13 protein-coding genes and 2 pseudogenes are annotated in these 14835 nt (G+C 34.7%); 1 reads left to right on the top strand and 14 read right to left on the bottom strand.

All coding sequences use genetic code 11. The features are described from left to right. From DXA57_RS17490 to DXA57_RS09775, 3 genes and pseudogenes are all read right to left on the bottom strand, one after another. Positions 1-111: pseudogene (locus DXA57_RS17490) on the bottom strand (IS200/IS605 family transposase); the annotation flags it as partial. A 436-nt stretch (positions 112-547) separates the two neighbouring features. After that, complete coding sequence (locus DXA57_RS09780) at positions 548-1450, bottom strand: sugar phosphate nucleotidyltransferase (RefSeq protein ID WP_117767061.1); 903 nt, start codon at positions 1448-1450, stop codon at positions 548-550. A gap of 1 nt (position 1451) precedes the next feature. Then, the gene (locus DXA57_RS09775) at positions 1452-2408 is read right to left on the bottom strand and encodes an alpha/beta hydrolase (protein WP_158571293.1); all 957 of its coding nucleotides are present in this window, start codon (positions 2406-2408) and stop codon (positions 1452-1454) included. A gap of 69 nt (positions 2409-2477) precedes the next feature. Between DXA57_RS09775 and DXA57_RS17135 the strand changes: the two genes are divergently transcribed. Further along, the gene (locus DXA57_RS17135) at positions 2478-2855 is read left to right on the top strand and encodes a hypothetical protein (RefSeq protein WP_147345681.1); all 378 of its coding nucleotides are present in this window, start codon (positions 2478-2480) and stop codon (positions 2853-2855) included. A 187-nt stretch (positions 2856-3042) separates the two neighbouring features. On the opposite strand, the gene DXA57_RS09765 is transcribed toward DXA57_RS17135, so the two are convergent. The 11 genes and pseudogenes from DXA57_RS09765 to DXA57_RS09715 form a co-directional block, all read right to left on the bottom strand. Continuing rightward, positions 3043-3654, bottom strand: coding sequence for a VanZ family protein (locus DXA57_RS09765; protein ID WP_117767055.1), 612 nt, complete (start codon positions 3652-3654; stop codon positions 3043-3045). Between the two features lie 6 nt (positions 3655-3660). Beyond that, positions 3661-4619 (bottom strand): annotated as a pseudogene (locus DXA57_RS09760) (sugar phosphate nucleotidyltransferase). A 106-nt stretch (positions 4620-4725) separates the two neighbouring features. Continuing rightward, positions 4726-5655, bottom strand: a complete 930-nt coding sequence (locus DXA57_RS09755; protein WP_117767053.1) for a hypothetical protein — start codon at positions 5653-5655, stop codon at positions 4726-4728. 353 nt (positions 5656-6008) lie between these two features. After that, positions 6009-7067 carry an acyltransferase family protein gene (locus DXA57_RS09750; protein WP_117767051.1) on the bottom strand — a complete coding sequence of 353 codons (1059 nt, stop codon included), beginning with the start codon at positions 7065-7067 and terminating at the stop codon, positions 6009-6011. A gap of 17 nt (positions 7068-7084) precedes the next feature. Then, a complete protein-coding gene (locus DXA57_RS09745; protein WP_158571292.1) occupies positions 7085-8545 on the bottom strand; it encodes a flippase in 1461 nt (486 codons plus the stop codon). Between the two features lie 21 nt (positions 8546-8566). After that, the gene (locus DXA57_RS09740) at positions 8567-9700 is read right to left on the bottom strand and encodes a hypothetical protein (protein WP_117767047.1); all 1134 of its coding nucleotides are present in this window, start codon (positions 9698-9700) and stop codon (positions 8567-8569) included. Positions 9701-9712: 12 nt separating this feature from the next. Beyond that, a complete protein-coding gene (locus tag DXA57_RS09735; RefSeq protein ID WP_117767045.1) occupies positions 9713-10216 on the bottom strand; it encodes a serine O-acetyltransferase in 504 nt (167 codons plus the stop codon). Next, a complete protein-coding gene (locus DXA57_RS09730) occupies positions 10209-11414 on the bottom strand; it encodes an O-antigen ligase family protein (protein WP_117767043.1) in 1206 nt (401 codons plus the stop codon). The genes DXA57_RS09735 and DXA57_RS09730 overlap by 8 nt, the downstream gene beginning before the upstream one ends. A gap of 9 nt (positions 11415-11423) precedes the next feature. Then, positions 11424-12530, bottom strand: a complete 1107-nt coding sequence (locus DXA57_RS09725; protein WP_117767041.1) for a glycosyltransferase family 4 protein — start codon at positions 12528-12530, stop codon at positions 11424-11426. A 4-nt stretch (positions 12531-12534) separates the two neighbouring features. Then, entirely contained in the window at positions 12535-13629 is a 1095-nt protein-coding gene (locus tag DXA57_RS09720; protein ID WP_117767039.1) for a glycosyltransferase family 1 protein, read from the bottom strand. Then, positions 13616-14830 (bottom strand): glycosyltransferase, encoded by a 1215-nt coding sequence (locus tag DXA57_RS09715; RefSeq protein ID WP_117767037.1) that lies wholly within the window; start codon positions 14828-14830, stop codon positions 13616-13618. Before DXA57_RS09715 ends, DXA57_RS09720 begins: the two co-directional genes overlap by 14 nt. Positions 14831-14835 lie beyond the last annotated feature (5 nt).

The raw sequence follows: 14835 nt of genomic DNA, 5'->3' as shown, positions 1-14835 counted from the left end.
TGATAAATTTACTAAGTTCTGTTCTTGGCTGCGCACGGAACATTACATGCACATGATCAGATGATAATACATCAGATATACTGAATGCGCATTATGATCTATTTTTTCCATGCAAATCAGTCCTTTCTTTAATAATTTATGTTTTTGACTGACTCTATTATATCATGGAATGTTTTGCCGAACAAGTGTTCTTTTCTATTTTTGTGCAATTCATCTCCCACCTGCAGAGGAAGGAGAATTCTTGCTATATTATGTTAAAAATAAAATTTTATCAGACTCATTATTACTATAACATGGCTATTCTCCTTTGTCACGTAGTGACTGGTCAGGACATTCAAAACAACAGGCCACAGGTCTACGCGCTACTTCGGTCTGTGCTAAACGAGTCCCACCGGGACTCAGCACCCCGCGCATTGCATTCGCTCTCGCTGCATTCGCAGTTTTTGTCCCACTTTTATTTTCGTTACAAACTATATGTTGTTTTCAAAAAAATACCGTGTGTGTTCCAGCTCCGGAGGGCTGCGTTTCACACACGGTATTTTATTTTTTACAGGTCACTAAACAGATCAGCCTTGTACACACCGTTCTCCAGCATCTTCCGGAAGCTGTCCTTTACGGCTGCAACATCTTCGTGGTAGGTCATGCCGTACCAGGTGTCATTGGTCTTCAGAACCTTTACGGACATCTTGCCTTCACTCAGCAGTTCTCCAATGAAAATCGGGATCAGATACTCTGCTTTCAGCGGATTTTCCGGTACTTCCGTCTTGAAAAACTCCTTGAAGCCCTCCTCCAGGACATCCAGGAAATCCGGTGTCAGGCCCCACATATTCATGGAAACCAGAGAATTTACATCAACATCCACGCCGTCCGCTTCTGCACCGTTTGCAGTCTTTACAATATTCTTGGTCTCCACAACCTCCGTCAGATTGTTTTCCTCATCCATCTTGCAGATGCCACGGGTCACGCCACCATTATCGGAAAGCGTATTCTTCAGCACAAAACCTGCCATACAAGACTTTCCGCCATTCACCAGATACTCATGAACCGCTTTGAAACCTTCTTTGCCATAGTAATCGTCTGCATTGATCACAATAAACGGGGTCTTGATGACCTTCTTGGCTGCAAGCACTGCCTGACCGGTTCCCCACGGCTTTGTCCGGCCTTCCGGCAGGGTTCCCGGAATATCCTTAATATCCTGGAACGCATAGTCTACGGTTACATTATGAGCGGAGCAGATGGAGGCGATCCGATCACCGATGACCTCTTTGAACTCTTGCTCGATATCCTTACGGATGATAAATACCACATGGTTGAAACCGGCCTCAACCGCATCATGGATCGAGTAGTCCATGATGATGTGATTTGACGCATCCACCGGCTCCAACTGTTTGATTCCTGTTCCAAAACGGCTACCGATACCGGCTGCCATGATAAGTAATGTTGTTTTCATTTTAGTCATCCTTTCTTTCAATGCGTTCTTCAATAAACTTTGTTACAATTTTCTCATATCCTCCCGGATCTTTTCTATAATTTTCTGCATGATCTGCCCCATGAACTATATATAACTGCTTTTCACCATTACAACTATCGTATAGTTTATAAGCCATAGATACAGGTGCCTGCATATCTTCGTCACCGTGAATGATTAAAAGAGGAATATCGGTATGTGCTAAAGCCTTACACGCATCTGCGTCTGATAAATCAAAACTCCCCCAAATCTTTGTTCCTACATTAAGCATAGTATAAAATAGATTTTTGGGTATGTATTTTGATATTTGCTTGTTTTTATTCTGCTTTATCACGTCCAATATAGATGTAAAACCACAGTCATCAATAATTCCATATACTGAATCAGGCAACTCCAAATCACTGCTCATCATCACAATTGATGCTCCCATTGAAACTCCCATAAGAAAAATAGGATTTTTATCTCCAAAGCGATTTTGTGCCCATTCTACCCAATCAAGACAATCATATTTTTCTAGCACTCCTAATGTTGAGAATTCCCCTTCACTATCTCCCTGTGCGCGTAAGTCACATAGTAGAAGATTCCAATTGTGTTTTTGTGTAATTCTATATATTGGCACGCCATCCAAATAACTGTGCCCCCACATTCCATGAAAAAACACAATTAAAGGCGCACCTTTTTCTCTTTCATAATAATGACCTATCAGTTTTGTATTATCAAATGCTTGTATCATAACAGTTTCATTTGATTGATTTTTTATTTTATATGCATCTATGAGAATTCTATATTCATCATCGTCTGCAGTACCTAAATCTGACCATGGAGTAGTTCTTCTTTCGCAGATTCGCTGAAATACCAATCGGCTTCCAAATATAACTCCGACCATGCATATAGCAAATCCAATAACAACTGTTATGAAGTATACTTTTTTTCTCTTCACTTTTGATTTCATTCCTTTTACATAACATTATTGCTTCATTTTTCGTGTTCAAATAGTTATTTTCGCACTTTGTTAACGGTACCTGACCCCCGGGAGCTCCTTTCACTTTACCTGCACAGCAAAAAGCCTGATTTTTTAAAGCAGGAAATTTATGGCAATCTCATTCTCTATAATTTCGGCATTTTTCTTGCCAATGAAGCTGCCCTTGAAAAGCAAAAACAGCAGCTTGAAATAGAACAGCAACACCAATCTCAAAATAAGTACCATTATCAGGTTGATTTTTCTTCTGCTTTAAGAATTGCAAGAAAATATTTTTGGCGTGATTCAAGAACAGAAAAAGATATCATTCACCTGATAATTAAATACGTTCATGCTGTAAAGGAAGAACTGCGCCAATTTTCACGCCCTTTACGCGGTATTGGTGCAGTTCATTTTGCTTTTCGATAAGCCTTTTTAACCGAATATCCTCTATGTTGCGGACTATTTTTATTCTTTTAATCCGTTTATTTCGTATACTCTTTTTTTGCTGCTTTGCCTCATAAATAGCTTTTTGGGTACTTTTGAAAAAACTCAATTACAAATCGAACGTTTTCTCGAACATCTAGCTAAATGGCATTGCCTGGGCCATACAGTTTTACAGACGTTTTCTTGCCTTCATGGTCCCGCAGTACATCAATCCGCCTAGCACTCCGCCGACTGTGTTATAGAAGATGTCTGATAGCTGGAATGTACCCAAGCGAAGCAATAATTGTAGCATCTCAATACTTACAGAAAAGATAAATGCTATTTTACCGCTTTGCCACAATATCTTCTTCCAGCCGTTTCCTATCTTTTCTTCGAACGTCCACATCACTACAGAACTAAACGGCACCATCATGATCACATTCTCGATGCACTCGGTGGTCAGCTTCTGTTCGCCATTCACAGTCTCCCAGATGCCCCAGCCACCCATGACATCGGATAAAGGATTCATCCAAAGATTGCGGTTTAACAGGGTTCGGAACAGAATAAGTGAAGTCACAAAGGCCAGGAAGAACAGTTTCCGAAAGAACACACTCTCCTTGAACTTCTGATACCATGTCACTATGGCATTCTTCCAGCCTTTGCCAGCATGTATTGGCTCATACGCATACAAGTAGAAAAACATAGCTAGGAAGGAAAGTAGAAGCGAAAACCCAAACGGCTCATACAGAGCAGTCAGGATGTTTGTGATAATCTTCCCGAGTAAATCAATCGTTTCTTTCATCGCTGTTTACAGATCACTGAACAAATCAGCCTTGTACACGCCATTCTCCAGCATCTTCTTAAAACTGTCCCTTACTGCTTCAACATCCTCATGGTAGGTCATACCATACCAGGTGTCATTGGTCTTCAGAACTTTCACAGACATCTTTCCTTTACGGCTGCAACATCCTCGTGGTAGGTCATGCCGTACCAGGTGTCATTGGTCTTCAGAACCTTCACGGACATCTTGCCTTCACTCAGCAGTTCCCCAATGAAAATCGGGATCAGATACTCTGCTTTCAGCGGATTTTCAGGTACTTCCGTCTCGAAGAACTCCTTGAAGCCCTCCTCCAGGACATCCAGGAAATCCGGTGTCAGGCCCCACATATTCAGGGAAACCAGAGAATTTACATCAACAGTCACGCCGTCCGCTTCTGCACCGTTCACAGTCTTTACAATATTCTTGGTCTCTACAATTTCAGTCAGGTTGTTTTCCTCATCCATCTTGCAGATACCACGGGTCACGCCACCATTATCGGAAAGCGTATTCTTCAGCACAAAACCTGCCATGCAGGACTTTCCGCCATTCACCAGATACTCATGAACCGCCTTGAAGCCTTCCTTACCATAATAATCATCTGCATTGATCACAATGAACGGGGTCTTGATGACCTTCTTTGCAGCAAGCACAGCCTGACCAGTTCCCCACGGCTTCGTACGACCTTCCGGCAGAGTTCCCGGAATATCCTTAATATCTTGGAAAGCATAGTCTACCGTTACATTATGAGCGGAGCAAATGGCGGTAATGCGATCACCGATCACTTCTTTGAACTCTTTCTCGATATCCTTACGGATAATAAATACCACACGGTTAAAACCTGCCTCAATTGCATCATGGATCGAGTAGTCCATAATAATATGATTTGAAGCATCCACCGGCTCCAACTGTTTGATTCCTGTTCCAAAACGGCTGCCATGATAAGTAATGTTGTGTTCATAATATCTTTTGCTCTCAGTTTTATTTATAATTTCTTTAGAAAAGCTTTAATTTTCTCTTAGATGGTCAGACCCCAATGCCTACTTTAAAACGTTATTAAGAATTAGCAACATAGAAATCCAAATACTTATGTTGCGTTTCACAATACTTTATATAGCCTGTCATTAATGTTAGGCACTCTATCCTATCCATCTTTAATCCTGACGGATGTGCCAGTTCATTTCGAGTCAGTCTTAAATATGTAGCATACACTGCTTTTGCAGCACCATCAAGTAACGGTGAAAGAGCCTTTAAGGCCGGATACTTACACTGATTTGAAGAATTTTTCTGTTTAAGAACCGCTTTTAGAATATTCTCATATTCTGCATAACATTGAGAGATTACTCTCTTATTTTGTAATGCGGTCTGATATGTAGCTTGTAAAGATGTTTCGTTTTTCAGCAAGAAAGCATCCATTTTTTCAATTAGCTTTGTTGCTAAGTATTCTCCTGCCAATCCCAGCATTATCAGTGCCGCTTCAAAGGCATCTGCATTATAGCATTTTAAGCTTTGTTCAATATAGAATTTTTCCCATTCGTCAATACTTTGTATGGAAGAAATTTTATTCATATACCCATCAGGATCATATGGAAGAATGTCTCTGTTTTCCACACACTGCAATCCATATTGGGTAACATGAAAATAAGGAAGATGATCTCCATATCCGCCAAGTGCCCCCGGCGATAAAATATTGTGATTCACCAGTATATGAACTTCTTCAGTAAACAAATCCAAATTCTCATCGGTTAAATTTGTATTACTTTCATATCGAGGACATTCCCCAGGAACTCCCCATGCCATTAGAGGAATTTCAACGACTTTCGGTATCACATTATGCTTAATGGCAATATATTCAACTGTCGTCCTTAACGCAGAAACAGTTCCTCTATAACCATACATCTCAAAGGTCATCTTCCATGGCGTATTTTCAGGATTTTTTTCTGCGAGTGCTTCAAATATTAAATTTCGCATTTCTAAGCTTGTCATTAAAATCCCCTCCAATCCTCATTTCCGATATTCTTCACATCTTCGCCAATCCATAGATCGTTGCCTGCTGCTCACCACGAAGAGGTGTGTGAAGTTTTGAGCAGCTACCGTGTGTGAATTCACACGGCTTTATTTTGTCTAACGCAAACGTTAGTTCGACAGTATTTGACTTTTTAGTTACATTTATCTTAATTCTACCTTACTGACATTGTGGTTAGACCCCACCTTCGCCTTTGACAGAACTATGAAGCGAACATCCGGCTTAATGGCATTGCCAATGCTTGGACAACATTGGGGCAGACCCCAATGTTAATTAATTTTGTTTTATTTCGCCTTAATGACACCTTTACTCCTCAAGCACATCCAAAAAGTACCTTATACATTATTTTATGCTTAGATAATACCTGCAAAATAATATCAAACAGCCACGCATATACCACTGCTATTCCTAAAGTTATAACCGTATTATAACACACTATATTATATACTAAAATATTAGTTCCCAATTTATTTGCCACTATTGTTACAACCGTACTTATTACTCCCTCAAGAAAAAAACATTGCATGACATAAATCTGTAAAGTATCTTTTCCAATCCGATTCACAAATTTTACAAACCTAAGATTCATGTATTTTACATATAATAATTGCATTATTTCTGTAAAAACAATACTTCCCACAATTCCAATAATCCACCTATAAATGTTGATTTCCATTTGAATATACGGCTTATACTCTGATGTCATAGGATTTACACCGCTGATATAATCAAAGCTCCATTCTTTGTAAAAAAGAAACAAAATTATATATACAATACCAGAACACACTAGGAACAATTTATTCAAATTAATTTCCCGTTTACCGTCAAATTTCCTTTCTGCATATAGATAACCTACTACAAAAGGTACAAATAAATTAGCTGTATGCACTCCTATTATTCCATCTATAAATAAATTACCAAGCGCAACACAAATCAAAAAGAAGTTTCTGAACACTAGTACTTTTCCATTTATTCTTTCTGCTATTTTTATAATTATTGCAACTTCGATCGTTATAATAAAAATACTCTGAAGAAACCAAATTCCATATCTAATACTTTGTAAATATTTCATTATTGATAATTCTTCGTGCAAAATAACAACTTTACGAAAATAAAGCAAGGTATTCCACACTAGAAATGGAATACCTATAGTAACTATACGCCGTATAAAAATATCTTTTAACTTTTTATTCCGTGATTTCCAAAATAAATATCCACTGATAAGCATAAACAAGGGCATGTGAAAAGAATATATTATCTTAAACATCCAGTTTTGAAATATGTTAAATGAATCTATATTACAGCCCTGAAGGCAATGTCCCCATAAAACCAGCAGGATTGCCCCCCCCCCGTAAAAAATCAATAGCCTCATTCCTCTTCTTCATTTTTCTATGATTCCTTCCGTTTAATTTTATTCAGTGCTGTTATAACTATCGGATAAAAGGTATCATCTCTTTTTACAGCCCAATAAACTAAACATGCTCCGCCGAAAAAAACTCCACCAACTAATATCTCAATAACATTTCTTTTAAATAATGAAATGTTTGTAATATGCTCAGCTACTCCTCGCACCGACGCATACATCAGCATACCTAAAATAATATATTGAAAATTTTTTCCTAGCATTTTTAATACATTCAAATACTTAAAGCACACAAAAATCTGAACAAAACATACGATTAATTCTGAAATAAGAGTTGCATATACAGCTCCTACAGCATCAAATTTTCTTATCAATGAATAGTTCAAAATCAAATTAATAAATGCCCCAACAAAAACTGATATAATATAATATTTTTCATTATCATTTGGAATCAAAATCTGGTTTACAAGAACTGTCGAAATAGCTTTGAAAAAAATTACAAATGCCAAAAAAGAAATAAGCGATACACATGGTAAAAACTCACTTCCAAAGAAAAATGGAACAAATTCCTGAGACACTGCCAGGATTCCAAAAGCAATTGCTGAACACATAAACATTACTAAAGAAATTGATTTTTGTACCACTTTCTTATATTCCATTATTTTGTTCTCAGAAATCAATGATACTATACGTGGCAATGATACTGTTCCCAATCCAGTAATAATTCCTAACGGTATATTAACTATTTTATCCGCACTGGAATAATATCCCACCTGTTCATATGTGCTCAATAAGCCTAGCATCGTTTTGTCCATTTGCTGATAAATACTCATAGCAACAACCGGAATAAATAATGCAATACAGGGTTTTATATGAATAATTATCTCATAAAAAGTAGTTCTTGTTCCTTTAACATATTTTTTCACCTGTGAAACAAGATATACATCACTCAAAATTGTTCCTATTACTAAAATAAACGCATATATCAATGTATCTTTTCGTGTTTTCACAAATATAAATATACCCAACAATGTAATTAATTTTATAATCAGGTTTCTGGTAACGGTCAATTTAACTTTTTCCAGCCCCCAGAAAAACCAATTTATATCTATGAAACAATTTATAATCCATAAAGATTCTATAAGATATAATGGTTTATTTTCCGGAATACACAAACTTACAAATAATAAATAGATGGCAACTACTACCGTTGCCATCAAACACTGTAATTTTCTTATACTAGAGAACGTATGAGCCAACTCATTTTCATTATGTTTTGTGGTCGCAATCATTTTACTGCCATAATTATTGAAACCAAGCATTGCAAAAATTGTAAAATAATTTGCGATGTTAGCAGCATATGTATACGTTCCCAATTGCTCCGCCCCCAGAACACGATTAATGTATGGTGTTGTAATTAAAGGTAATGCAGTTGCCAACACTTGATATCCCGTCTGGTAGATAAAATTCTTCTTCAGACTAGCCACAATCTGTCCCTCGCTTTATATTTACTTTCCTATTATTTGAATTCTCTTTTTCTTATTCTTATATCGTTTCACTATGTCTGAAAAATATTTTGCATTAGAATATTTATATACTTTATTTGCACCTGTTTTCTTTTTTAATTCTACTGCCTTTTCCAGCCAGAATTTAGGATAATCGATTACAAATTGCTGAACCAAGGCTCTTTCAAGCTCCAATAGCTTCTCATATTCTTCTGGATTATTATTTAAATAATTAATCTTTTCTATTGCATCTTCTGCATTAAAAACCCAGGCTTCTTTTGGAAGTACCTGTCCACAAATAATATCACTTGGCGAGAGTAATACAACTGTTCCTAATGAAATTGCTTCAATAGCTCCATTTCCTCTCGTTTGTCTTCCTCCGACTTTTAAATAATACTTTGCTTTATACATTTCAACAAGATTATTTTTTATATTCTGTTTATGAACTAAAATAGGTTCTCCTGTAGCCTTGCTTATTGGTTCAAATTGCGGAATATTTCTTACCGGTCTTTCAGTAGTTGTATTAATTTCTCCATAAATTCCAGATTTTTCTACTTCACCTAATTCATCATATAAGACTCTCTCCAAATGATCTTTATTAACAAAAGTATATGGAAAATCAATCACTCCATGTACCAGGTCATTTTCCCCGCGTATCAACTGATTTAAGCAAACATCATATCCAAAATATACTTTGTCTAACATGAAATTAGCCTCTCCGATCATATATGCCCACAATACTTGAGGATACTTTTGAACAATTTGTGTTGGTACAGAAACATTTATCGAAATGACTGCATCATATTTTTCCCAATTAATATCACTACATTTAACAGCATAATATCCATTTGGTTTATCACTACCTGGCTCATGAAAATCCATTCCCTTAACAGCCTTAACTGTCTGCGTTTTCAATTTTCGAAACTCTTTAACCATTTTAGGCATAACCTTTTCCCATATATGGCATTCTGAAGTATTTTCTTCTTCTACAATATAAAAATCACAATCATATTCATCAAATAAACTAATCGGACCAACACGTCCTGCCGATGAATACAGTAATTCTACCGGCGACATATCTTTATTTCCAACGTAAAGATCCTGATATACATCCTGTTTTATCAATGCAATTTTCATCTTTATTTTCTCCTATTTTTCATTAGCAGGAACACCGACTGCAATTTTGTTTGCTGTAACATTTTTTAATACGACTGCATTTGCACCAATAGTAACATTATCTTCTATAGTGCATTTTCCTAATATCTTTGCCCCAGTTCCTATATACACTTGATTTTTAATAATTGGAGCACCTTCATTTTGTCCTTCTTTTGCTCCGATTGTTACATTTGACATTATCGTGCAATTTTTCCCTATTATTGCTTCACCTGTGATAACGATACCTACTGGATGTCCAACAGCAAAACCTTCATCTATTTTTGCGTTATATCCAATATCACAGCCATGTTTTTTAATATTTCTATTTTGAATTATCTTTGCTAGAATAAAAAGTTTTTTTCTGTATAACCAATTAGAAAACCTATAATCTTTTACAGCCGCTACTCCTTTTGAACTAAAACAAAGTAGAAAATAGTTCACAATCGACCACTTTCTTTTTGTGCTTCTTGCATAATCAGTTTTTATCAAGTCAAACATTTCTTAACTTCCTCATTCTATATTTTTTTCCATCAACAGCACCACTTAGCATCCAAAACAACATACTGGCCACGCCTGGTCCAAACGGGGGAAAACATTCAAAAACTGACATTATTATATAAAACAAAGAAATAACAACTACATTCTTTTCTAATAAATAGTCCTTTTCTCTATTTTGCCGCTTTCCATAAAAAGTTCTAAAATTTAGATACATTCTATTTGCTATCAGTCCAAACAAACATAAACCACCAAAAATTCCTGACTGGGCAAGAACTGCTAAATAAAAATTATCCACATAATAATCACCCACCCCAAAACAAAAATATTTCTGAAAAACATCAATTGCATCTTTCCAATATTGAGTCCGTCCACTAGAAAATGTAGCTATGTTTATTCCTGAAGCATTTGAATATTTATTTATTAGAAATGCTTGTTTTATAATATCTAAAATAAATTCTGAATTAAATATTATGCAAACCATTAGAGCTATAAGACTTAATTTTATAATTTTATTCTGTAATTTATTCCCCACTAAAATTGTATAAATCAAGCAGATTCCTAATGCAATTAACGCACTCCTGGATTGAACATATAATAAAGGTACTATTAACAATATTGTTCCTACCAGTTTTATAACTATCTTTTTTCTGTTTTCACACTGATAATTTATCCAAAATTCCAAAAAACCACAACCTAGTAATTGGCCTAAAGTATTTTTGTGTGAAGATCCTGTCATTAAATAAACTTCACTATTCATCCACGTTGTAACATTTCCATTTACCCGTGTAATAATAATGTATATAGCTAATATAAAAATCATTACTCTATATACATTTAAAGTACACCATATAAGCTCTTCCTCCCTACAACCTATAAAAAAAAATATATAATATATCATTGCTGACATTGCTACTAATTTTACAAATGTGGAAATTTCTGTGTTTCTTCCACTCAATACAACCAATATTTGCATTATGAAAAATCCACCATATGTAATTATAAAAATTTTCATATAGTCTGTAAGAATAAAACTCTTTTCTACATATATAACAAAAACAGCAGCTAACCCCCATACGATATAAGTAATTGGTGTCATGATGCTTTTATTAGCATCTGGAAACTGTGATAATAGCGCAATCATAATAACTATTCCAAAAAATATTTTTTGCTGTTTATATTTTGATACTTTATTCAACATATTTTCCTCTTATATTAATACTCTGCTATAAGCAACTGCCATATTTTCTATTGAATACTCCTCTATCATTTTCAAAGATTCTTTTCCCATCTTTTGTTTTATTCCAGGTGTTTCAAAGAAAAGAGAGAGTTTTTTATTTAAATTACGGGATATTTCATTTTCATTCTTTATATTTAAAATAAATCCATTTTTGTAATTTTCTACTAACTCCTGTCCTGCAACACATGCAGTAGTCGTAATAACTGGCAAGCCATAATTCATAGCCTCATTTATTACAAGCCCCCAAATATCTTCTCTCGTGGGCAATACAAAAAGATCTGCCGCCTTATAATACTCTGACAATTCTTCACTTTTCATAAAGTCCTTAAAATATACATGCTGCAACTTTTTTTCTGCCACAATTCTTTTATATTCCTCTGTTGGTTTCCCTCCAATCAAACACAATGCCACTTCATCCGACATTCCTTCCATTGCGTTTAAGAGCAAATCCCAACCTTTCCGATAAATGAATTGTCCAACTCCTAAAACCAAGTATTTTTCTTTTATATTTAATTTTGTCTTTAATTTTTCTTTTTCTATGTCAGTGATTATTTCTTTTATCTGATTGCTTTTTTTATACGAAGTAAAGGGATATCTGTAAATAACATTTTTCTTTGCACCATAATACTCTAAATATTTATCCGACATATCGCTTGGGCTAAAATACCCTTTTGCTCCAGAAATCAAAAATGTTTTATACCATTTTCTCAACTTTTTTTCTTTATATTTTATAATTCCACCATCAGATGACAGATAATATGGAACTCTCTTAAACTTAAAATAGATCAGTAATGCCATTTCAGTCATATAAGAATACGATGTCAAAACAATCTTGTCATAATTTCCTTTAATTTCCTTAAAAATAGTCCAATTAATTTTATTCTCTTTTATGTTTCCATCAGACAAAAATATGGCTTTAAAATTTTTTATCTCATCAAAATTATAGTTGAATTTTATTCCCTGATCCGCTGCTCCCTTTGCCTCGAAAACAACTGTTAAATCTACTCTTTTTCCTAACTCGTTATAAAAATCTATCCGATAAGGTACTGGAATATTTGTGACAAACAATATTTTCATTTAATTACTGTCCTTTCTTCCAATAAAACTCTTGCAATTTTTGGGCTTCATCAACAATTGAATATCCTGCCTTTTTTATTTGTTCCGCATTATTGATATTTCTCTTTCCTGTGGCTCTGATTATCTTCTCTACCCATTTCTTCTCATCTAAACTAATAAAATGTGTATTTGCACATATTTTTGTTTCTCTTGTTACTTGATCTGATAAGATACATTCTAACCCATTTGCCTGAGCTTCTATTGCAACAAAGCATAACCCTTCAAATCGCGACGGAAGAACAAATAAGTCAAATGCATTATAAAGTTCAAATACATTATCGACTGATCCCAAAAATACAATACTCTTCTCAACTTTTCTTTCTTTTGCAAGCTCATCGACCATTTTCATCGTATCTCCTGATCCCGCAAAGATTAAGATTGCATCCTCTCTTTCTTTTAAAACCTTTTCTAATATTGGAATTAAAAATTCTTGATTTTTCTGATAATCAAATCTCCCAACACACCCTATTACAAATTTATCCTGCCAAAAACAACTAGCTCTTATTTCTTCTCTCTTTTTTTTATTAAACTGATATTTCTTTATATCAATCGCATTATTGATAACTTGAAATTTACTTTGTTTTCCAAACAACCATTCTCCGGCTGCTTCGGAACAGGCAAATAAATCTGTAGCATATTTTAATATTTGCTTTTTAGCATACTCATTAATCCAGATTTTTATTGGATTATTTGTTAAAAAAGAAGTATTATGACTGTGTGCAATTCTTACCGGTATTCCACATTCTTTTGCAATCTTTAAAGTCCATCCGCTCATTGCATCCAAATGAGAATGCACGATAGTATAATCATCACTTTCAAATACTTTTTTCAATTCTTTCGCATATATTAATGGATGCTTACTTTTTACTGGAACATGATAAATTTTACTTCCAGCAGATTTGATTTCATCATCATAAACTCCTTTTTCATATCCATGTACTACAAAATCAATATGAACCTTTGAATGATCTATATTACGAAAGTAATTCATCATGAATGCTTCAATTCCACCGCGTTTCATAATATTACCGTTTAAATATAATACTTTAACTGGCTTCATGATTTGTTTCCTCACTGATTGCGTTGTATAATTGTAAATACTTCAATATCATTTCATCTTTTCCGTCTGCCACTAATTTCCCATCTACTACAAAGGAGTTATTAGATAATATCCACTGAAAAACACTTTTCAAATCTCCCTTTTCAAAGATAACTCCTGTTTTTTCAGAAATAGTCTCTGGACTTCCACCAGTATTATAAGTAATTACTGGTGTACCACATGCAATTGCTTCCAAGTTTGTAGTCGGAAAATTATCTTCATATGTTGGATTAAAAAATACATTTGCTCTTGTATATATGCCAACCAATTCTTGTACGTTTTGCGTCCGTTCAATTCCAACAATCGAATCTGGTAATTCTTTAATTTGTTTTTGAGTCAAACCAACTAGGACTATCTTATATTTAATCCTATCCAACATCTCCTCAAGTTTTAAAAAATCTTTTAGTCCTTTTCGCTCAGTCCATTCACTAGCTACTCCGAGAATTACATATTTCCCCTGTAAATTATATTTTTCTTCAAAGTCTGTTTTTTTAGGGTGAAAAGTATTCAAATCAATGCCGTTATAAATCACTTCCACAGGATATTCTTTTAAGAAAGATTGTTTCACTATATTTTTCAACCATTTGCATGGAGTAACTAATGTTATGTTTAAATTTGTAAATAAACTTCTTTTTTTCTTCCAATTCCAATATGAATTGTCTTTTATCAATGACGAGGGATACGTTTTCTTCTGCTCACAATCATGGCAGCCCGTCTTCCATTTTTCGCAGCCAACCATATCAAAGTATGCACAGTGACCGGTAAACGCCCAACAATCATGGAGTGTCCATACAACTTTTATATTATTATTTCTGATATAATTAAACAACAGTTCAATATTTAAATAGTAACCATGTATATTATGTAAATGAATAATATCTGGTTCTATTTGCTGCAGTTTATTTATCAATTCTCTTGTCACTTTTTTTGAAGCAAACCCTGTTTTATCAGTAATTCTCGTATAAATACCATGTAATTTCACTCCAAACTCATCCAGAATTGCTATCTCATGCTCATTTTGTGCGGCACGACCTCTTCCCCAAACCACATAAGAATCATATTGTTCTTCTAAAAGCTTATTATGAATATTCATCATAATGCTTCCTGTAGCTTTATAGGGAAATGTATTTATCTGCACAACTTTCATTTTACCGTATTTCACCGCTT

The sequence above is a fragment of the Blautia sp. OF03-15BH genome (assembly GCF_003463065.1).
Taxonomy (GTDB): Bacteria; Bacillota; Clostridia; order Lachnospirales; family Lachnospiraceae; genus Limivivens.
The sequence above is the reverse complement of the archived record's forward strand: the minus strand, read 5'-3'. Positions and strand labels throughout refer to the sequence as shown.

Excerpts from the sequence above, each read along its gene's own strand:
- DXA57_RS09750 (WP_117767051.1), bottom strand. The coding sequence starts at position 7,067 with ATGAGGCTATTGATTTTTTACGGGGGGGGGGCAATCCTGCTGGTTTTA.
- DXA57_RS09740 (WP_117767047.1), bottom strand. The coding sequence starts at position 9,700 with ATGAAAATTGCATTGATAAAACAGGATGTATATCAGGATCTTTACGTT.
- DXA57_RS09755 (WP_117767053.1), bottom strand. The coding sequence starts at position 5,655 with ATGACAAGCTTAGAAATGCGAAATTTAATATTTGAAGCACTCGCAGAA.
- DXA57_RS09780 (WP_117767061.1), bottom strand. The coding sequence starts at position 1,450 with ATGAAAACAACATTACTTATCATGGCAGCCGGTATCGGTAGCCGTTTT.
- DXA57_RS09720 (WP_117767039.1), bottom strand. The coding sequence starts at position 13,629 with ATGAAGCCAGTTAAAGTATTATATTTAAACGGTAATATTATGAAACGC.
- DXA57_RS09735 (WP_117767045.1), bottom strand. The coding sequence starts at position 10,216 with ATGTTTGACTTGATAAAAACTGATTATGCAAGAAGCACAAAAAGAAAG.
- DXA57_RS09765 (WP_117767055.1), bottom strand. The coding sequence starts at position 3,654 with ATGAAAGAAACGATTGATTTACTCGGGAAGATTATCACAAACATCCTG.
- DXA57_RS09730 (WP_117767043.1), bottom strand. The coding sequence starts at position 11,414 with ATGTTGAATAAAGTATCAAAATATAAACAGCAAAAAATATTTTTTGGA.
- DXA57_RS09725 (WP_117767041.1), bottom strand. The coding sequence starts at position 12,530 with ATGAAAATATTGTTTGTCACAAATATTCCAGTACCTTATCGGATAGAT.